The 20,867-nt window shown below is 45.3% G+C and carries 16 protein-coding genes; 12 read left to right on the top strand and 4 right to left on the bottom strand.

The window, feature by feature from the left end; genetic code table 11:
- The first annotated feature begins 78 nt into the window (after positions 1 to 78).
- The 4 genes from GWR21_RS12580 (at position 79) to GWR21_RS12565 (ending at position 5,484) form a co-directional block, all read left to right on the top strand.
- Positions 79 to 2,190, top strand: coding sequence for a HEPN domain-containing protein (locus GWR21_RS12580; RefSeq protein WP_162332090.1), 2,112 nt, complete (start codon positions 79 to 81; stop codon positions 2,188 to 2,190).
- A gap of 36 nt (positions 2,191 to 2,226) precedes the next feature.
- Positions 2,227 to 3,003, top strand: coding sequence for a uroporphyrinogen-III C-methyltransferase (gene cobA, locus GWR21_RS12575; RefSeq protein WP_162332089.1), 777 nt, complete (start codon positions 2,227 to 2,229; stop codon positions 3,001 to 3,003).
- A gap of 84 nt (positions 3,004 to 3,087) precedes the next feature.
- A complete protein-coding gene (locus tag GWR21_RS12570) occupies positions 3,088 to 3,669 on the top strand; it encodes a precorrin-2 dehydrogenase/sirohydrochlorin ferrochelatase family protein (RefSeq protein ID WP_162332088.1) in 582 nt (193 codons plus the stop codon).
- Between the two features lie 1,146 nt (positions 3,670 to 4,815).
- A complete protein-coding gene (locus tag GWR21_RS12565; protein WP_162332087.1) occupies positions 4,816 to 5,484 on the top strand; it encodes an HD domain-containing protein in 669 nt (222 codons plus the stop codon).
- A gap of 64 nt (positions 5,485 to 5,548) precedes the next feature.
- On the opposite strand, the gene GWR21_RS12560 is transcribed toward GWR21_RS12565, so the two are convergent.
- Positions 5,549 to 6,064, bottom strand: coding sequence for an acyl-CoA thioesterase (locus tag GWR21_RS12560; RefSeq protein ID WP_012794180.1), 516 nt, complete (start codon positions 6,062 to 6,064; stop codon positions 5,549 to 5,551).
- Positions 6,065 to 6,366: 302 nt separating this feature from the next.
- On the opposite strand from GWR21_RS12560, the gene GWR21_RS12555 reads away from it, so the two are divergent.
- The 3 genes from GWR21_RS12555 (at position 6,367) to GWR21_RS12545 (ending at position 11,030) form a co-directional block, all read left to right on the top strand.
- Positions 6,367 to 8,019 carry a CTP synthase gene (locus tag GWR21_RS12555; RefSeq protein WP_162332086.1) on the top strand — a complete coding sequence of 551 codons (1,653 nt, stop codon included), beginning with the start codon at positions 6,367 to 6,369 and terminating at the stop codon, positions 8,017 to 8,019.
- A 117-nt stretch (positions 8,020 to 8,136) separates the two neighbouring features.
- Positions 8,137 to 9,990: a membrane protein insertase YidC gene (yidC, locus tag GWR21_RS12550; protein ID WP_162332085.1), complete on the top strand. Its 1,854-nt coding sequence runs from the start codon at positions 8,137 to 8,139 to the stop codon at positions 9,988 to 9,990.
- 92 nt (positions 9,991 to 10,082) lie between these two features.
- Positions 10,083 to 11,030: a M20/M25/M40 family metallo-hydrolase gene (locus GWR21_RS12545; RefSeq protein ID WP_162332084.1), complete on the top strand. Its 948-nt coding sequence runs from the start codon at positions 10,083 to 10,085 to the stop codon at positions 11,028 to 11,030.
- Between the two features lie 66 nt (positions 11,031 to 11,096).
- Here the strand turns inward: GWR21_RS12545 and GWR21_RS12540 are convergent, their stop codons facing one another.
- Both GWR21_RS12540 and porW read right to left on the bottom strand, forming a co-directional pair.
- Entirely contained in the window at positions 11,097 to 13,490 is a 2,394-nt protein-coding gene (locus tag GWR21_RS12540) for a penicillin-binding protein 1A (RefSeq protein WP_162332083.1), read from the bottom strand.
- Between the two features lie 206 nt (positions 13,491 to 13,696).
- Positions 13,697 to 16,615: a type IX secretion system periplasmic lipoprotein PorW/SprE gene (porW, locus tag GWR21_RS12535; protein ID WP_162332082.1), complete on the bottom strand. Its 2,919-nt coding sequence runs from the start codon at positions 16,613 to 16,615 to the stop codon at positions 13,697 to 13,699.
- Between the two features lie 365 nt (positions 16,616 to 16,980).
- Here porW and GWR21_RS12530 point away from each other — a divergent pair, with 365 nt between their 5' ends.
- From GWR21_RS12530 to GWR21_RS12510, 5 genes are all read left to right on the top strand, one after another.
- Positions 16,981 to 17,385 carry a hypothetical protein gene (locus tag GWR21_RS12530; protein WP_162332081.1) on the top strand — a complete coding sequence of 135 codons (405 nt, stop codon included), beginning with the start codon at positions 16,981 to 16,983 and terminating at the stop codon, positions 17,383 to 17,385.
- A 199-nt stretch (positions 17,386 to 17,584) separates the two neighbouring features.
- Positions 17,585 to 18,061, top strand: coding sequence for a bactofilin family protein (locus tag GWR21_RS12525; RefSeq protein WP_162332080.1), 477 nt, complete (start codon positions 17,585 to 17,587; stop codon positions 18,059 to 18,061).
- Positions 17,994 to 18,254, top strand: coding sequence for an AtpZ/AtpI family protein (locus GWR21_RS31885; RefSeq protein ID WP_394367267.1), 261 nt, complete (start codon positions 17,994 to 17,996; stop codon positions 18,252 to 18,254). The genes GWR21_RS12525 and GWR21_RS31885 overlap by 68 nt, the downstream gene beginning before the upstream one ends.
- A complete protein-coding gene (locus tag GWR21_RS12515) occupies positions 18,247 to 18,633 on the top strand; it encodes a hypothetical protein (protein WP_162332078.1) in 387 nt (128 codons plus the stop codon). The genes GWR21_RS31885 and GWR21_RS12515 overlap by 8 nt, the downstream gene beginning before the upstream one ends.
- Positions 18,634 to 18,640: 7 nt before the next feature.
- Complete coding sequence (locus GWR21_RS12510) at positions 18,641 to 19,261, top strand: SprT-like domain-containing protein (protein WP_162332077.1); 621 nt, start codon at positions 18,641 to 18,643, stop codon at positions 19,259 to 19,261.
- Between the two features lie 393 nt (positions 19,262 to 19,654).
- Here the strand turns inward: GWR21_RS12510 and GWR21_RS12505 are convergent, their stop codons facing one another.
- Positions 19,655 to 20,671, bottom strand: a complete 1,017-nt coding sequence (locus GWR21_RS12505; RefSeq protein ID WP_162332076.1) for a DUF4407 domain-containing protein — start codon at positions 20,669 to 20,671, stop codon at positions 19,655 to 19,657.
- Between the last annotated feature and the right edge of the window lie 196 nt (positions 20,672 to 20,867).

Raw genomic sequence — 20,867 nt, 5'->3', positions numbered from 1 at the left:
GGAGGCTTTATGCTTTATACTGATAAGGAACAATAACATTTTAATCTCTGATAATTTACCACCAAGAAAATATTACTTATGCAAAGCTTCAGAACAGAACTCGAAAATCCTGTCGTTGAGAGAGATATCATAGAGCTGGAGAAGAAGATCCGTTTATTCCGCGAAGGGCAGATCCCGGAGGAGAAGTTTCGTAGCCTGCGTCTGGCAAGAGGTATTTATGGTCAGCGTCAACCTGGGGTACAGATGATCCGTATCAAACTGCCTTATGGTAAAATGACCCTGGAACAATGGAAGCGTATTTCCGACGTATCTGATGAATATTCCACCGGTAATCTGCATCTGACCACCCGTCAGGATGTGCAGATCCACTTTGTGAGCCTGGACAGAACGCCTGAACTGTGGAGCAAGCTGGATCTTGATGATATCACGATCCGTGAGGCATGTGGTAATACCGTTCGTAATATCACGGCATCCGACAGGGCGGGTATTGATCCGCAGGAGCCGTTTGATGTGACTCCTTATGCGGACGCGACCTTCCGTTATTTCCTTCGTAACCCCGTGTGCCAGGATATGGGGCGTAAGATAAAAATGTCCTTTTCCAGCAGCGATGCAGATACGGCCTGGAGCTTTATGCATGATATGGGTGCAATCCCGAAGGTGCGTATCGTGAACGGGGAAGAAGTACGTGGATTCAAAGTACTGGTGGGTGGCGGCCTGGGCGCTCAGCCTTACCTGGCACACGTAGCGCATGAATTTCTGGAAGCTGATCAGCTGATCCCATATATAGAAGCGGTATTGCGTGTATTTGACCGCCATGGCGAAAGAGCCAGCCGTCATAAGGCACGTATGAAATTCCTGGTGCAGAAACTCGGTTTTGAAGAATTTTCAAGACTGGTGGCAGAGGAATACATCGCTAACAAGGTAAAATCATTCCATGTGGATGCGGATGCCTGGCCAGCAGTTGAATTACCAGCAGCAGGCACAGTATTACCAGCTTACGAAATAAAGGATGCTAAAAAATACGAGGCATGGAAAACGACGAATGCATTCCGCCAGCGTCAGGCAGACTATTTTGCTGCATATGTACGCGTACCCCTGGGAAATATCAGTTCTGTAATATCCCGTCAGCTGATCGAAGGCCTCAGACCTGTGGTTGCTAATGACGTAAGGGTTACTGCAAATCAGGGATTATTGCTGAAATACATCCTGCCTGAGCATTTACCTTATGTATTCAGTGTGCTGGATGCAGCCGGTTTCGCAGAACCAGGTTTTGACAGCATTGCAGATATTACGGCCTGTCCTGGTACTGACACCTGCAACCTGGCAATTTCCAGCAGCACGGGTATCTCTACTGCACTGGAACTGGTAATACAGGAAGAATTTCCTGACCTGATATATAATAAAGACATTAAGATCAAGATCAGTGGTTGTATGAACTCCTGTGGGCAGCATGGTATTGCTTCCATTGGTTTCCACGGTTCTTCTCTGAAGAGTGGAGGTAAGGTGCTGCCAGCCCTGCAGGTATTGTTAGGTGGCGGCATTGTGGGTGATGGTGTTGGCCGTGTGGCAGACAAAGTGATCAAGGTACCAAGTAAACGTGGTCCGGATGTGCTGCGTACCCTGCTGGCTGATTACGATACAAATGGCCAGGAGAATGAAAAGTTTAATGATTATTATGATCGTCAGGGAGAGAAATATTTCTATGACCTGCTGAAACCACTGACAGATCTGGCTTCGCTGATCGATGAGGATTTCGTTGACTGGGGCCAGGGCGACAAGTTTGCTACTGCCATCGGTGTGGGTGAGTGTGCGAGTGTGGTAATTGACCTGGTAGCGACTCTGCTGTTCGAAGGCGAAGAAAAGCTGCAGCTGAGTAAAGTCGCTATGGATGAGAATCAATATGCGGACAGTATCTACCATTCTTATTCTACGTTCGTACAAACAGCAAAGGCGCTGTTGCTGGGTGAAGGCGTGAGCTGTAATACTCAGACCGGCATCATCAACGACTTCGATAAACATTTTGTGGAAACAGGTAAGTGGGCACTCGAAGGCAGCTTCAAAACACTGGTGTTGCAGATCAATCAGCATGAACCTTCTGAAAGCTTTGCAAAACAATATTATCAGCAGGCAGCTGATTTCTATCAACAGGCACAATCATACAGAAAACAAACTGCTGTAGCGACAGTATAGTCATTCACAGCGGTTATCACATCTTAAATGTACACTATGCAGAATATACATCCGAAACTGACACTGGTAGGCGCAGGACCTGGCGATCCGGAACTGATCACCGTAAAAGGTCTGAAGGCAATTCAGCAGGCCAGAGTGATCCTGTATGATGCGCTTTCAAATAACGAGCTGCTTGAGCATGCATCCAGCACTTGTCTGAAGCGTTTTGTGGGTAAACGTGCGGGTATGCATGTGTACTCTCAGGATGAGATCAACCGCATGATTGTGAAATATGCACTGACCTATGGTAATGTAGTCCGCCTTAAAGGAGGAGACTCTTTCGTATTTGGCCGGGGCCAGGAAGAACTGGCCTTTGCACAGCAATTTAACATAGCTACGGAAGTGATACCAGGAGTAACCAGCGCGATCTCTGTGCCGGGTATTAACAGAATACCTGTTACGGCACGGAATGTGAGCGAAGGTTTCTGGGTCCTGACAGGTAACACGCAGAGTGGGAGCTTATCCCGTGACCTGGCCTATGCTGTTCAGGCAGATACCACGGTGGTAGTACTCATGGGAATGGGCAAACTGGATGAGATCTCAGCAGCATATGTGGCGCAGGGAAAGGGCAATGTTCCGGCAGCGATTATTCAGAATGGTACGCTACCCGATCAGAAGTTGGGTATCGGAAATGTGGCTGATCTGAAGGAAATTGCCCTGCGTGAAAATCTGCATAACCCGGCTATTATTGTGGTGGGTGAGGTGGTGAGATTCCATGAATCTTTCCAGGCAGTGCAGGAAAAGATCGCAGAACAACTCAAAATTGCAGTATAACTAATATATTACAGGCGACGGACTGGATAAGGCTCACCCGCAGCTAATGTAGTCCGTCGCACTGTAATTTGTAATCAGGTCTTTATGGAAGAAAATCATCTTTTCCCGGTATTTTTTAAGCTGAGCCAGTTGCATGTACTGGTAGTCGGAGGCGGACTTATTGGTCTTGAGAAGGTAAATGCATTGCTGGAGAATTGTCCGTCGGCAAATATTACTGTGGTGGCTACCAGCTTTTTACCGGAACTGACCGAACTAGTGAAAGATGCACCAAACGTGGAGCTGATCCAGAAACCGTTTTCCTGTGGAGACATGCTGGGTAAGGAACTGGCTATTGCAGCTACAGGCAACCGTGAAGTGAACCTGTATATCTGGGAAAAGGCAAAAAGCAGTCGGGTGCTGATCAATGTGGCGGATACGCCGGACCTGTGTGATTTCTATCTGGGCTCTATTGTACAGAAAGGGCAATTGAAAATAGCAATATCTACCAATGGTAAATCCCCTACCGTGGCCAAACGTCTGAAGGAAGTACTGCAGGAAGTCATTCCTGTATCTATCAATGAAGTACTTGATAAATTGCAGTTGATCCGCGATAGGATCAAAGGCGACTTTACAGAAAAAGTAAGGCAATTGAACCAGATAACTGAAGTTCTGGTAAAAAAAGATTAACCCTCCAATAACACCTTATATAGGCTTATTATTAATAAGAGATGTCCATTCTCTATTTACAACCCGGTAAATGTGGTTGTTAATATCTGTATTGTTTCAGTTCAAACACCCTTCTCTTTCAATCTGTTTCATCTTCTTCTTACTAGTTACATATAATATTATATATAAAAATATATGTGTTTTATTAGCGTATTGCTTGTAAAATATCAATCATGATTGCTATTTTTATGATGAAATATGGTAATTCTATTTCAACATTTGATTATATACAGATAGTAATACATAGATTATATTTTTTACAATATGTTATGGCGGTATGAGAATAGCTTCAAAAAACAGGTTCAGCAGACTGGTGATTAAAAAGGTTTGGTATACATATACCAGTGCTGCAGTTAATCAACATACCTCCATCACAAAAGATCAGACAATAAAAAATTTTAAACCAGCCATCAGAGCAGTACAGTCCTGCGATGCTTCTGTAAAAGCAGGCACTGCTCTTTAAGCTACTGGTACACCAAAAGGGTGTACATCATAAATTGAAATTCTTAGCGGCAACAGGCGGGGACATCCCATGACTAGGGTCAGCAAGGCCAACAAGATTTTTGACCTCGCAGTTAGGGGATACACTGAGTTTATCCCCCGCCTTGCGCCGCGCCAACTATAAAATATTCCCGCTTCCCTGAAGTAAATACCTTATGGCACGAGGCCCAAAAGGGGCCTCGCTAAGGTATCTTTCACGGAAAGCCTTGAACGCTTTACAGTTTTATCAACCAGAATCTATATCGCAAATAGCGACTATGTCGATTGCCCCCTTTTTCAAGGGGACAGATTTTTTTCAAGATCTAAATCGTGATAATGCCACCATTAAAATGCAATAACAACCGGATGGCTTTTACACCAAATTAATCTGTCGACTATCCGAAACCATTCAAGGAAAAACGGAGAAGATCTTAGTGAAGCAAGGTCCCTGGACAATTCTAAATTGCATGCCTGAATCCCGGGAGGGAGAAACAGAAAAAGAGATGGAGAAGGTTATACAACAACAACATGAACATCTCAAACCATTAATGCTATGAGCCGCTTTTTTTCAGTTTCTCCTTTTCTTCGTTTTTCCTGTTATTGTTAGCCCTGATGTATATTTGACCCATGAGTCCAAACACTGTTGAAACCCATCAGCTGATTACAGCAACGGAACAATTTGTAAAAAAAGAACTGGCAGAAGCGGAAGGTGGTCATGACTGGTGGCATATCTACCGGGTATGGAAACTGGCGCGGAAAATCGCCGCCCGAGAACAGGTAGACATGCTGGTTGTTGAACTCAGCGCGCTGCTGCATGACATTGCAGATTCAAAATTTCATGGTGGTGACGAAAGTGTAGGTCCCCGTAAAGCGAGGACTTTCCTGGAATCAATTGCCACACCCGAGCCGGTTATTCAGCACGTCGTGGATATCATTGTGAATATCTCTTTTAAGGGGGGGCACAATAATGGTACTTTCTATTCTCCTGAACTGGGTGTCGTACAGGATGCTGACCGGCTGGATGCTATCGGTGCCATTGGTATTGCCAGGACGTTTAATTATGGTGGATTCAAGAACCGGGCGATCTATGATCCTGCTATACCACCCAATTTGAACATGACCAAAGAGCAGTACAAGCATAGTACGGCCCCTACAATCAATCACTTTTACGAGAAACTTCTGCTACTAAAAGACAGAATGAACACCGATACAGGACGTCAGCTGGCGGTTGAAAGGCATGCCTTTATGGAGACATTCCTGGATAAATTCTACCAGGAGTGGGAGGGAGAAAGCTGATCCGGTTAAAATAATAGTCCCCGGACAAAGAATACCTTATCCGGGGACTTATAAAATAGAGATATTAAAGAAACAAGGCTCTCAGCTCTTCAGCGTCCTGTGGTTTCATTTTACCACTGAGGATCAACCTCAACTGACGTCTGCGCATAGCACCTTCGTACAATTGTTTTTCTTCTTCCGTATCCGGAATGATCTGAGGTACCAGTCTGGACTTACCATTCGGGTCGAGCGCCACAAAGGTCATGAATGCTTCGTTGGATTTGTAACGGTACTGCTGTACAGGATCTTCTCCCCATACCCGCAGATGTACTTCCATGGAGGTGGAAAAGGCCCGGCTAACCTTCGCTTCAATATGTACTACATTGCCCAGCTTAATAGGCGTCTCAAAAGAGATGTTGTCTACGGAAGCGGTTACTACCGGGGCACTGCAATGTTTCATGGTGGCGAGGGCACCTGCTATGTCCATCCAGTACATAAGGCGGCCTCCCATCAGGTTACCGAAAGTGTTGGTGTCATTGGGCAGCACCAGTTCCGTCATCTGGATCACCGAGTCCTGCGCACGCTTGGGCGTTAATGTCATATGCTGATTTGTTACGGCCGCAAATTAGCAAGAAGTTTGCTGACAGGCGCAAGAAATGCCGCTGTCATACAAGTATTTCTTCCATGATAAATTTATAGGCCAAAAATCACCCTGTAAGCTGTTTTAAATAAACGCTTTACATATTAGGTAATAGGTAAAAGTTGAAAAGCGTTTTGGGAGCGCTTTAAATTTGTCTTAACTTTGCATGACCTTCGGAAGTTATTTTTACTTGACTGGTTCACATCAAACGTCGTCCGGCACTTCTCTTTAGGTCAAGTATATCTACAGAATTTTTAGATCTTATGGCAAAATATATCTTCGTTACGGGAGGTGTTACTTCCTCGTTGGGTAAAGGAATTATAGCTGCCTCGCTGGCAAAACTATTGCAGGCACGTGGCTTTAGAGTGACAATTCAGAAATTCGATCCATATATTAATGTGGATCCGGGAACATTAAACCCTTACGAACACGGTGAGTGCTTTGTAACTGAAGATGGCGCCGAAACTGACCTTGACCTTGGGCACTATGAGCGTTTTCTGAATACGCCTACTTCTCAGGCGAATAACGTGACTACAGGCCGTATTTATCAGACTGTTATTAACAAAGAGCGTGAAGGCGCCTATCTGGGTAAAACCGTACAGGTAGTTCCGCATATCACGGATGAGATTAAACGTCGTATCCTGCTGTTGGGTAAAGATGGTAAACATGATATCGTCATTACCGAACTGGGTGGTACTGTGGGTGATATCGAGTCCCTGCCTTACATTGAGGCGGTTCGTCAGTTACAGTGGGAGCTGGATGAGCAGGATTGCCTGGTAGTGCATCTGACCCTTATTCCTTACCTGCGTGCTGCAAAAGAGCTGAAAACCAAGCCTACTCAGCACTCTGTTAAGATGATGAGCGAAAACGGTGTACATCCTGATGTGATCGTTTGTCGTACAGAAGAGCCCATGTATAATGATCTGAAAAAGAAAATTGCACTGTTCTGTAACGTAACGCCTGATGCAGTAATTGAGGCTACAGACATGAGCACCATTTACGAAGTGCCGCTGGAAATGCTGCGTGAGAAACTGGATGTGATCTGTATGAAGAAGCTGGGTATTCCTGTTGAAAAGGAACCAGATATGACCAAATGGCGTACATTCCTGGATAAGCTGAAATATCCGAAATCCAAAGTGACCATCGGTCTGATCGGAAAATATGTGGAACTGCAGGATGCTTACAAATCTATCCTCGAGTCCTTTATTCATGCCGGTGCTATGAATGAATGTAAAGTAGTGGTACAGAACATCCATTCAGAGTTCCTGACACACGATAACGTTGCTGAAAAGCTGCGTAATCTAGACGGTCTGCTGGTAGCACCTGGTTTTGGTCACCGCGGTATTGAAGGTAAGATCGTTGCCATTCAGTATGCCCGTGAAAATAACCTGCCTTTCTTCGGTATCTGTCTGGGTATGCAGATGGCTGTCGTAGAATTTGCGCGTAATGTGATCGGCTGGACCGATGCACACTCTACCGAAATGAACCCTGAAACACCTCACGCGGTGATCGGTCTCATGGAAGAGCAGAAGAAAATTACTGTAAAAGGTGGTACAATGCGGCTTGGTGCTTACAGCTGTGACCTGATCCCTGGTTCAAAAGCGGCTGCCATCTATGATAGTACCCAGATAAGCGAACGCCACCGTCACCGCTACGAATTTAACGGTCAGTACCTGGCTGATTTCGAAAAGGCTGGTATGGTTCCTTCCGGCCGTAACCCGGAAAGCGGCCTGGTTGAAATGGTGGAATTACCGGATCATCCGTTCTTTGTAGGCTGCCAGTTCCATCCGGAACTGAAAAGTACCGTGGAAGCGCCAGCTCCGCTGTTCGTACACTTTATCGCTTCGGCTAAACAGTATGCCGAAGACAAGACGAATAAGGCCAAGATTGCGGAAGAAAAGATCGCACATCAATAATATTTATCTATAACTGACAGGCTTTCAGTGGTAACAATAAGGCATTATCTTTATTGTTTACGGCTGAAAGCTTGTTGCTTTTACTTACCTTTGCTGCCTAAATTTTAATTGAATTTCATGGACAGAAACTCAGTCATTGGCTTTGCACTGCTGGGAGTGTTGTTTGTCGGTTACATCTTCTTCAACAACAAACAACAGGTTGCTGCAAAAAAAGAGAAGGCCCGTCAGGATTCTCTCGCTAATCTAAATAAGCCGAAACCTGTTGATACTGCCGCCTATGTTACAGGTGGCGCACCTGATTCCAGTAAACTGGCAAGTGCTTATGGTACTTTTGCCGGTGCTGCTAATGGTGCTATTCAGACAACCGTTCTGGAAAACGAGGTGCTGAAAATCACCTTCTCTAACCAGGGTGGTCAGCCATCTCAGGTACAACTGAAAAAGTTCAAGGACTTTGAAGGAAAACCACTGTTGCTTGCAAACAGCTCTTTCAACCGTATTTCCCTGCAGGTCCCTGCTAATAACAATACCTTATTAAATACTGCTGATCTCTTCTTTACCGGCGGTACCGTGCAGAAACTCACAGATGGCAGCCAGGCCATCTCTTACCGCCTGCCTACCTCTAATCCTGAACAATACCTGGAGTATGTATATACCCTGAAGCAGGATGGTTACGCGGTAGATTTTGACATTCATGCCATCGGTCTGGAAAATGTACTGCCTGCCAGTCAGAAAACCCTGTCCTTACAGTGGGATTCTGAAAATGACAAACAGGAACAAGACATGCAGAACGAACGCCAGAACAATCAGGTTCACTACCGCGATACTGATGGCAAACACGATTACTTCACTTTACAGCGTACCGGAAGCCAGAAATGGGACAATAAGCTGCAGTGGGTAAGTGTTAAACAGCAGTTCTTCAATACGACCTTCATTGCCAGAAAGGATGCTTTCTTCGGTGGTGCTGATATCACTACCAAAGTACCTGAGAGTGGCAATATCGTAGGACAGACTTTCACCAAGCTGGAAATTCCCTACAACCGTGCACATGACTTCTCTTTCCCTATAGAGATCTACTACGGTCCTAACCACTACAAGACCTTAAAATCCTTTGATATCGGACTGGAAAGCATCATTCCGCTGGGTTCAGGTATCTTCGCTTTCGTAAAATATGTGAACAAATGGATCATTATCCCTGTGTTCAACTTCCTGAGCGGATTTATCGGAAACTACGGTCTGATCATCATCCTGCTGACTGTATTCATCCGTTTACTGATCGCGCCTTTCACCTACCAGAGCTATGTCTCACAGGCCAAGATGAAAGTGCTGAAACCAGAAATAGATGAACTGAAAGCGAAATATGCTGATGACCAGCAGACCTTCGGTATGGAGCAAATGAAGTTATTCAAGAGCGCAGGTGTGAATCCGCTCGGTGGTTGTTTACCAGCCCTGATGCAGTTACCTATCCTGGTGGCGATGTATAGCTTCTTCCCATCTTCTATCGAACTGAGACAGGAAAGCTTCCTGTGGGCCAAAGACCTTTCTGCCTACGATTCCATCCTGAACCTGCCTTTCGAGATTCCGTTCTACGGTAACCACGTCAGCCTGTTCACCCTGCTGATGACCGCTACCAGCTTAATGCTGGCGTTCAACAACCGTGGTATGGCTGATCAGAGCAATCCGGTAATGAAATACATGCCTTATGTATTCCCGATCATGCTGTTAGGTATCTTCAACCGTCTGGCATCTGCACTGACCTTCTACTACTTCCTGTCAAACGTGATCAGTATCGGTTTGCAGTGGGTGATCCAGAAGTTCTTTGTGAATCACGACAAGATCCATGCACAGATCCAGGAGAATAAAAAGAAACCTGCTTCCAAATCAAAATGGCAGGGCAAACTGGAAGAAATGCAGAAGAAACAACAGGAAATGCAAAAACGTCAACAGGATATACAACAGCGTAAAAAGCAATAGTATATAACCTAATGAACATAGAATATTAACAGAAGGCTTCCCACATTGGAAGCCTTCTGTATTTTCAGGAAAATCATGCATAATCATACCTAATGAAGTACTTATTGTTTCTTATTACGGCTACAACTGTTTATAGTGGTGCCTACGCACAGGACTACCAGCCATCTGCCACCCGTATTCAAAAGACGGTCTCTTACCTGGCATCTGAAAAATTAAAGGGCCGCGGTACTGCCGAAAAAGGTGGTATCAAAGCCAGCAATTATGTAGCTAAACAATTCAAAGCACTGGGGCTGAAACCAGGTAACGGGGACAGTTACTTTCAGCCCTTCACTTTCGACAGGAAAGAACACAAGAACATTCCCAGCCGCAATGTGATCGGTTACCTGGATAACGGCGCTGCCAAAACGATCATCATTGGCGCTCACTATGATCACCTGGGCACAGCCGGATTGTTTGATGGTAAATACCCCATCGGACAGATCCATAACGGTGCGGATGACAATGCATCCGGTGTTGCCGGATTGCTTGAACTGGCCAGGTACTATACGGAGAATGGTGTGAAAGAACCTTTTAACTTCCTGTTTATCTCTTTTGGTGGGGAAGAACTGGGATTGCAGGGGTCCAAATACTTCACTGCCAACCCTACTATGCCGCTGGCCAACGCGCATTTCATGCTCAATATGGATATGATCGGTCGTTATAATGAGGAAAGAGGCCTGGGTATAGGTGGATATGGCACTGCGCAGGAATGGCCCGCCGTATTTAAAGAAGCACAGGAACCTGGTATCAAATACTTCACTGATGGTTCCGGTAAAGGCGCCTCTGATCACCATAACTTCTACATGCATGATGTACCGGTAATTTTCCTGCATACTGGTCCGCATGACGATTACCACAAACCAACCGATGATGTGGAAAAGCTGAAGGCAAAGGAAGAAGCACTGGTATTAAAATTGGGTATTCAGCTGATTAACAATGCGATGAAGTATGCTGAAATACACTACGTGGAGAATGAGAAGAAGGTAGAAGATAAGAAGTAGATATGCTGTGGTATAAATGTAAAAAGGCGTCCGTTTATTGCGGACGCCTTTTATATGTAATTAGTTTTATTGCGGTTTCGTTACCGGCCTTGGTGCTGGCATTGTAGATTTAATTGGTTTGTCCTTATTCGCTTCCTGTTGTTTTGCCCGCTCTCTGTCTCTTGCTTCCCTATCTGCCTGCGGCTCATACTCATTCACATCTATTGCAGGTTCTGCTCCATATTCTTCAGCCGTACCACTACCCTGATCTACAGGAATAGCACCTCCTTCCTGGTTGGGCTCGAATGTCTCGTAGAACTCACTGTTAATAGACTGAGGAATAGAAAAGGTCGCTTTCTCATCAATTTTCAGTGTCTTATCTGCATATACTTTCTGGAAGAAGTATGCCCATATGGGGAGGCCCGTATTAGCCCCCTGACCATTTGCAGTAGAACTGAAGTGAATAAAGTTATTTTCACAACCTACCCATGCACCTGCCAGCAGTTGTGGTGTGAAGCCCATGAACCAGCCATCGGTATTATCATTCGTAGTACCTGTTTTACCGGCCACTTCGCCCTGGATGCCATAACGGAAACGCAGACGTGCAGAAGTACCACCAGGACCAGTTACCCCCTGCATCATTTTTACCATGGTATAAGATTCATTCTCACTGATCACCTCGCGTTTTTCAGGTGCGAATGTCTGAAGAATATTACCATTTCTGTCTTCTATACGGGTGATATAAATTGGTTTTGTGATGATACCGCGGGCTGGGAACATGGTATAGGCCTGCAGCATTTCGAACAGCGAGATTTCCGGTGTACCCAGGGAAATGGAAGGGTAAGGAGGAATTTCCGCGCTGAAGCCGATCTTGTTCTTCGCAAAGTCAGCGACTGCCTGCGGACCTAACTGTTTAATGAGGTATGCTGATACCAGGTTGAGTGATTTAGCGAGCGCACCAGCCATAGAAATATTACCACCTACACTACCTTCTGAATTACGGGTCAGCGTCCAGTTATATTTAGGGAATGATACCGGTTCGTTAGGTAACATCTGGTTAGGTGAAAAGCCATTCATGATCGCAAATGTGTACAGGAAAGGTTTGAAAGTAGAACCTACCTGTCTGCGGGTTTTAGCGACGTGGTCGTTCTTGAAATAACGGAAGTCAGGACCGCCCACCCAGGCTTTGATCTCTCCACTTTCCGGATCAAGTGCCATAAAACCTGCCTGCAGCATCACTCTCATGTACTTGATAGAGTCTATCGGGGTCATGATCGTGTCCAGTTCATTCAGTTCAGGTTCGGTAAAGCTCTTCCAGGCAAACACCTTCATTTTAGTAGGCGTGTTAAAGGCTTTTTTGATATCTTCATCAGAAGCACCATCCGCTTTCATGGCCTTATAACGGTCAGACTCTTTCATGTAACGATCAACATAACTCTGCCAGTTTTTCCACACACTACCTGATTTAATATTTGCCTGTGAAGCAAATACTTTCTGCAGGTCTTTCAGGTGATGACTTACTGCCTCCTCGGCATACAGCTGCATGCGTGGATTGATCGTAGTATATATTTTAAGACCATCACGGTACAGGTTATACTCGGAACCGTCTGCTTTCTTATGTTCTTTACACCATGTTTTCAGTTCGTCACGTAATACTTCCCTGAAATAAGGTGCCAGACCTTTGTTATGATCTACCTTATTATACCGTAATACGATTGGTTTGCTTGCTGCTGCCGCAGCTTCCGGTTTGGTAATGAAACCGTTCTTTTGCATCAGATCTATCACGGTGTTACGGCGGTTCATTGCAGATACCGGATTCCTGCGTGGGTTATACAGGTTGGTACCCTTCAGCATGCCAACGAGGGTTGCGGCTTCTTCGATGGACAGGTGACCTGCATCTTTACTGAAGAAGGTACGCGCACCGTTTTCTATACCATAGACGTTATCACCAAAAGGTACTGTGTTTAAATACAGCGTAATGATCTCTTCTTTTGTGAAGTTCCTTTCCAGGCGCACTGCAATGAGCCATTCCTGCATTTTCTGGAAGCTTCTTTCAATAAAATTTCTCGCACGTCCGGTACCGGTATTGTCATACTGCAGGTTAAGCGCCAGCTGCTGGGTAATAGTACTGGAACCTCTTTTCTTGCCGATCGCCAGGTAAAAGGGAATAGCAACAGTCGCGTACGGGTCAATACCAGAGTGCTCATAAAAGCGCACGTCTTCTGTAGCAACCAGTGCGTTAATAACGTTTTTAGAAATTTCATTGTAGTCAGAACTGGACCTGTCTACCTGATAGTATTTACCGAGAATGGTACCATCTTCGGCGATCACTTCAGATGCAAGGGCAGCCCTTGGGTTTTCCAGGGTTTCCATGGATGGCATGTTGCCAATAATGCGGAAATTGACTAGCAATATCAATAACAGGAAAATTCCAGTCAGTGATAACACTGTGATCCACAATATTTTAACCGATTTTTTCATACTTGCTTTAGATATTTGATTTGCCCGGCCAGTATTGCACAGGGTTGGCATCTAACTCTGTTATAGCAATTTACGGGCCTTAATACATAATGGCATGTAATAGCGGGCAAAACTATTAAAAAAAACGGGTTGATCTCCCCCAATTAATGTTAAAAGGTTGATTTAACTGTCTAAATGAATTAATATGTTTTCTATCTTATTGTCCCTTATTGCGTAACGTAATTGTCGTTGAAGAATTTTCTATAGCCTTCGACGTCCTTCGTACTGTTCATCTGGATAAAGTTATCCCTGGAGATGATAAACATGGTATAGTCTGACGGACGGATACGCGGAGCGATCTTTTCTGCTTCGAACCTCACTTCATCATAATAGTCCAGTGCCTTGTCTTCGTTCGGGAATAGCCTGAATATCAGCATGACATCCTGTTGGGTCAGTACGAAGTTAGCTACCTGGATGTTCTCCCCGCCATGTTTTTCTGCGTTGTACTTCGTAAACTGGGTCAGTGCCTCATCAATAGCTGATTTGTTGGTACGAAGGAAGTACATTACAACGAAATGCGGATTGCTGGCATTCAGTTTATAGATAGTCACAGGTTTCATTGGTGCCGGCAGTGGTGCCACTTTCAGTGGTGCGTTAGCTGCTACCTTTACCGAATCAGCCGTAGCGGTTTTCAGTTTTTCTGACTCGAACTTAGGCTCCGGTTTCTGCCATGGATAACGGATAGAGATGTTTTCATCCACTATATTGCCATTATCCCGGCTCTTGTCTATTTCCAGTCTGGACAGGTATACTACCAGGGCCGCCCTGTTATCCAGTGCTTCAAGCAGGGACTGGGCTTTTGCCTGTACCGCGTCGTCCTGTTTGTATTTGTTAATAACATTCACAACGGCCTGACGTCCAAATTCGCAGGTATCCATTTTCATGATGATCATAGCCTCCAGCAGGTCGAATTTAGGCTGCATAAAGGTCAGTCCATAGGTAGAATCAGCTGCTTTTTTCATCGCATAGGCTTCTGCCAGGTTGCCACGCAGGTAATTCACATACACGGAGTCGTATGATGTGGAGATCTCTTTCTTTTTGCTTTCGTTGATATCCTGTAGTGCCCCGTATTTAATGATGCTGGCAAATTTAGAGTCGCCGAACTGTGTCACCACGCTTTGCTTATACTTCGCAGCTAACTCATTATGTCCCAGCTTGGTATGCCAGATATACAGTGAATAAACCACCTCTGTTTTATTCGGGTGCTGCGGATATCTTTTCAGGAGGGTATCGTAAGTTTCGATGGCCAGTTCCGTATTATCCAGCTGATCATTGTAGAGTTTACCCAGGTCATAATAGGCATCTTTTACTATCTCATTGGATTTCCGTAGATCGTCCGGTGTGAGTGGCAGTCCCGCTGCCAGTGATTTAGCGCTGGAGCTGTCGGCAGCTGTTTTATTTGCATCTGGTTTAATGGGATTACCACTTTCATCTTCCGGCTGCAGATTCTGATTGGCAGCCACCGCCCCCGTCTGACTTCTACGCCAGTTATCGGCTAGTGCCCTGTTTCCCCAGCGTTTTTTAAATTCGGAATAACCTGCTGATTTACTGCCATTATTATAGAAATACCACTCTCCGGCATCGTCATTTTTAGGAGCTGCCGGATTGTTATTGTTGCCCATATTATTGGCAAGCGGGTTATTATTGGTCATTTCAGGCAATATGCCCTTCTCTGCATTTTCCTTTTCCTGTTTCGCTTTCTCTTCTGCTTCCCTGCGCATCTGACCGGCGAGTTTTTCCAGGAAGATCGTTCTGTCCGACTCCGGCATAGCTGCAATACGCTGCAGACTATCTTCCCGCTGAATAGCTTCTACGCGGATAGCCACATCATTCAGTACACGTTTGCGCTTATTCACGATAGCGGAATCCGTAAACTCCGGTGGCATTACCGAAGCGGTGCTATCATAGAAGTTCCTGGCCAGGCGGTATTGGCGCTGTCCGTAGTAGATATCGGCTATTCCTTTGAAGGACAGCGCTTTCTGCATCGTGTTGCTGCTCTCCATTTTGAGTGACTGACGCAGGTATTCCATCGCAAGGTCGGGATCTTTAGGTTGTACCAGGGTTGCCATGGTGTAATAGATCGCGTCACGGAACTCATAGTATTTCTCTTTGCGCACCATGCGTTTCAGGCGGGACAGACTTTCATCAAAGGAACCGCCTTCACGGGTTGCATCCAGTTTGGCGATCTGCATGCGTGCCTGGAAGTCCATGATAGGATCCGGCTTTTGTTTGATCACCTTCCAGAACATCATTACTGCTGAATCCGGGAGGCTGTAGTTGGTGTACAGCTGGCCCAGGATGTAAAACATACGGGCACGTTCGTCTTTGTTCTTTTTGCTTTTAACAGCTATCTGTAAAGGTACGATCACTTCTTTGAAACGCTCCTGCTTGTACAGGGCATAGGCTCTTACTTCAGCCATTTCCCCTGCCAGTCTTTTAGGGAAATACGGGTCATGCTCCAGGATGTTCATAATAGAACGGGCCTGGTCAAACTCCTTCATTTCCAGGTATGTTTTGGCTGTCCACACGAATGCGTCGTTTCGCGCATAGGTATGTTTAAAATAGCCGAATGGTGGCTTCCGTTTCTCACGGGAGGCGATGGACAGTTCGTCTTTTGCACTGGAACCTACCACAGCTTTATAATCTGATTTCTTTTTAGGAGCGTAGGTAGTGTTAATGTACTGGAAGGTACGGTTGGCTTTATCCCATTCCCCCTGGTAGAAGTAAGCCTGACCAATAACGAGGTAGCTGTCGTCGATCCATTTACTGCGGGGATCGTGTATCTGGATGTTGATAGATGCTTTTTCGATGACAGTGTCCAGGTCACCGGCGCTGAGGCCCAGGTTCTGTAAACTGTAAGGGTAGAAGGGAAGGAGGTAGTTGTAGTTATCCTGTCCCTGGCGGCTCACATTGTGCGTGATGAGTCGCAGCTTCTTGCGGGCATTGAACAAATAGTTATATCGCGCCAGCATGTTCTGTACCAGCTTCCGTTTGATGGTCCAGCGGCGTTCCGCAAGCATCTCTGCCGGAATACGTCTGTTCTCACCTTTCGGCTGTGCTACTTTGGGTACAAGCGGCTTTTGCATGGTCCTTTGAGGGGCCCTGCTGTTGTTATTTCTGGACTGGTTATTCGTAACCGTGGTATCCCGTCGCTGGGCGTCGACCCTGTTAATTCCGATACAGCACAAAAATAAACTTACGAAACAGGTATATGATAGAAATATGCGAACTGATCTGTGATAATTCATGGATGCCAGGGTGTATAGGCTTAGCCTATATAACTTATATGTCAGGAATTTATTTTAAAGATAGTATAATTTTTTTGAGGCTGTCAAATGTGCATATGACGACTAAAAATGAGTCCTATTCAATTTTTTAAATACGAAATAATATAAATGTTTAACTTTAGCCGGTTGATAATCAGAAAAATTATTCAATTTTTATAGCGGATATGGCTAATAAGCGCGATAAAAAAGGCAGAAATGTGGGGCGGATCGGCAACAGGTACCGCCTGGTAATCATGAATGACAATACTTATGAAGAGGTAACATCATTCAAATTATCGAGGATGAGTGTGTATATTGCACTAAGCACCTTGTTTGTGTTGCTGGTAACGATCACTGTCGCTACCGTGGTATTTACGCCGTTGCGTTATTATATCCCCGGATATGGTGACCTGAAACAGCGCAGAGAATTCATCAGGCTGAAGATGCGCACCGATTCACTGGAGTCCGCTATTAATGCACGTGATAAATACCTTGACAATATAAAACAGGTGATCAGCGGTGACTTTTCCACAAGCAAGCTCGACACGACTACCATTAAAGTTCCGAAAGTTGATAACAGCACTTACTAACTAACTCAGGTCAGGTTCACAAAATATTGCGGGACAAAATATATAACTTGGTCAGTACGCAAAGGGGGCCGGATAACGTTAATGGAAGCATGTGAATTACTTCATGAATGAAGTTGATTGTCAATTCATAAAATAAATATTTTAAAAAATAATACTATCTTACATCACACTAACTAAAAGCTGAAAAACCTAGAATCCTATGTTTAGCAATAACAATCGTAATGCCAGAAGCGAGAGCAAATCAGTAATGCCATCATCCAATGTTAACATTATTGGCAGTGGAACTACTATCCAGGGAGACATCGTAAGCGAAGGAGACATTCGCATTGACGGGCAGGTGAACGGCCTGGTATCAACAAAAGCTAAAATTGTAGTAGGTCCGGAAGGGGAGATTATCGGTGACCTGATATGTCAGAGCGCTGACATCCTGGGTAAGGTAACAGGTATTATCAAAGTGGAAGATCTGTTGTTCCTGAAGGGTAATGCACTGGTGAAAGGTGATCTGTACACTGCTCACTTCGAAATGGAGCCTACCGCAAAATTCAATGGTCGTTGCTACATGGAACCTGAAGAGGTTGCAGCTGCAAACCAGAAGGATAAAGATAAAAATGGAAAACAGCAACAACAACAACAACAACAACCCGCTAAAGAAAAGATCGAAGGGCAGCAAGCCTGATAACAGGTTAATCTTTAAGTATACAGGGCTGGCTTTTCAGATGATGGCCACATTAGGCATAGCGGTATTTGCTGGTTATAAAATCGACCAGTGGACAGGATGGTCATTCCCTTTCTTTCTGATCATTTTGTCTTTAATCGCTTTAGTCTTAATTTTGCGCCAAATTATCAAAGATACCAGCAGGAATGAGTGACAGGTTTTACTTTAGAGTCATCGGCCTTTTCATTATTTTGATCGGCGCATTAATATTATCAAAAGCCTGGTTGCTTGACAATGGAGCGCACTTCAGTGCACTGATTATCGGCAACCTGGCTTTGGCTACACTATCCGGCATCACTTACAATATGAGCCGTAAAGGGATTCAATCCGACGTTAGTAGTGTTTTCCTTCTCAATGTGTATGGTTCCATGATCACCAGAATGATGTTATGCCTCGCAGGTATAACCATCTATGCTGTCGTGAACAGACCACATACCAGCAAAATGACTATCTTCATTCTGATGTTCTTCTATGCTGCCTATGCAGTAGTAGAGAATTTCAGTCTGCAAAAAATCACCAGAAGAAAAAATTAGCAATTCCGTGAAAAAGGAGGCTCCTTTAAATGCATTAGCTGCATATCTGCCCGAAGGAACCTTCGAGCAGGTGATGGCCTACCTCAACCAGTATAGGGTACACCTGACAGTAACACGTGAACGGGCAAGCATTCTCGGAGATTACCGGCATCCCGACCGGAGGGGAGGGCATCGCATCAGTATTAACGGTAATCTTAACAAGTATGCCTTTCTTGTCACCCTGCTGCACGAGATCTCGCACCTTACCACCTACATGCAGTATGCCAACAGCGTCGCATCTCACGGGAAGGAATGGAAAACGCATTTCTCCGCTATCCTGAAAGAGTTTGTCGGGAAGGGTTACCTGCCGGCAGATGTGGAAGCTGCTCTCCGGCAGAGTATCCGCAATCCGGCTGCCAGCTCCTGTGCAGATGACGAACTGATGCGTGTACTAAAACGTTATGACCGGAAGAAAGAGAATCATTTTCTGGTGGAACAATTGTCGCTCAACCAGTTATTTCGTACTAAAGACGGTCGCATTTTCCGTAAGGGGGAACGCATCCGTAAGCGTTACCGCTGCGAGGAAGTAGCAACCAAAAGAATGTACCTCTTCAGTCCCGTATATGAAGTGGAAGCCGTTGCTGCATAAAACGGATCCCCATCTTTTCATCGCCAGCTATTATAAAGCATTTTTCTCCTATCTTTTCTGACTACTGACCTTCACGCTGTGCCGCCTGCCATTTGTGGGTAGGCCAGGTAGTCTGTTGTACCTGCCTGATCATAATACATCCATACATTTTACAGGTTTTTATTCTGTATGAAAACGGCGTCTGATATGCTTACTTTATTGGTACCCATACTTCACCAAAAGGTCACTTCAAGGGCACTTCAATATCCCCGGGATATTGAAGTGCCCTTGAAGTGACCTTTTGGTGTCGCTGAAGTGACCTGATCGTTAGCTTATCAGGTACCTGTAAAGGCGTTAAAAAAAGGGGATATCAACGGTGCCGCTGATATCCCTTTTTTATGGTTGTCGCTCCTGTTAAGAATTTATGCCTGCTGCCTGTCCTATCATCATACGCTTATTGTATTCTCTTTCTCTTTTCTCTATCTGTTCCTTACGGAAGATGATGTAGGCATGTTCATGCGCCTCCAGCAGATCGTCGTACGGACCGCGGGGAGAAATAAGTTTTACAAATACCGGGGCTGTCTCAATAGTGATGAAAAGCAGCATGATAAACCAGTTTGCCCATAGCACGGGCTGACTACGCTCTGTCAGGTGCCCCAGCGCATCCAACCGGGATGCGAGTCCGTCAATGCGGCTACGGTCCAGCGAACCTACTGTTGCCTGACGGGCGGAATCAATACTGGCCAGCTGCTGACGCTTCTGTGCAATCAGGGTACCGTTCTGGGCAGAGATCCGCTGTAATAAAGCGCCGGCACTGTCTGCATCTGCTTTTTTCGCTTTGTAGATAGGGCCGAGGTTTTGTTTACGCGAGCCACCGGTGCCGTCAGCTTCCTGTTGCGCGATCAGCTGGAGGGTGTCCTGTTTGGCGGCCTGTAACCGGATGTCTTCATTCAGACGTGCAATTTCAGCATTCAGGGTAGTGACCTGATCCTGGAAGCGGTCTTTTACCTTGTCTTCCTGTGTTTTGAAGACCTGCTGTTCCATGACGATCAGTTCCTGGTTGATCTCTTTCTCAAACACCTTCAGTTCCAGTGGCTTTGATATCACCATGGCGATAAGGACAGCGAGCAGGAGACGAGGTACAGCCATACCAAATTCCTGCATGAATTTGTTACGTTTTTTCATGCCGGACACAATATACCTGTCCAGGTTAAAGATCATCAGTCCCCATATGATGCCGAAAACGATAGCACCCCAGGGCGAACTGAATACGGTCCACAGTGCATACCCTCCGGAAAAGGCTGCCAGCAGACCCGTGAAAAAGATCGTCGCGCCAATGCCACCATACTTGTTTGTTTCTGATGGGGCTTTCTTTAGCATAGGCACATGCACTCCTGAACAAAACAGGAAAAAGTCGCGGAAGCGCTTCATGATAATTGTACAATTTGGTATATATAATAAAAAGGTACCCGCGGAATGCAGGTATATAGTGAAGGATGGATAATGAAGGTACGATTTTTTATCAGCTCCTGTACCAGAAAGTGATCAATGCCTGCTAATATGTGATGGAAAGCCGGGGTGGGGGTATAACAGGTATACAAAAACAAAACCCCGGATAAGATCCGGG

Source organism: Chitinophaga agri (assembly GCF_010093065.1).
Taxonomy (GTDB): Bacteria; Bacteroidota; Bacteroidia; order Chitinophagales; family Chitinophagaceae; genus Chitinophaga; species Chitinophaga agri.
Note: the sequence above shows the minus strand (reverse complement) of the source record. Positions and strands in the feature narration are given on the sequence as shown.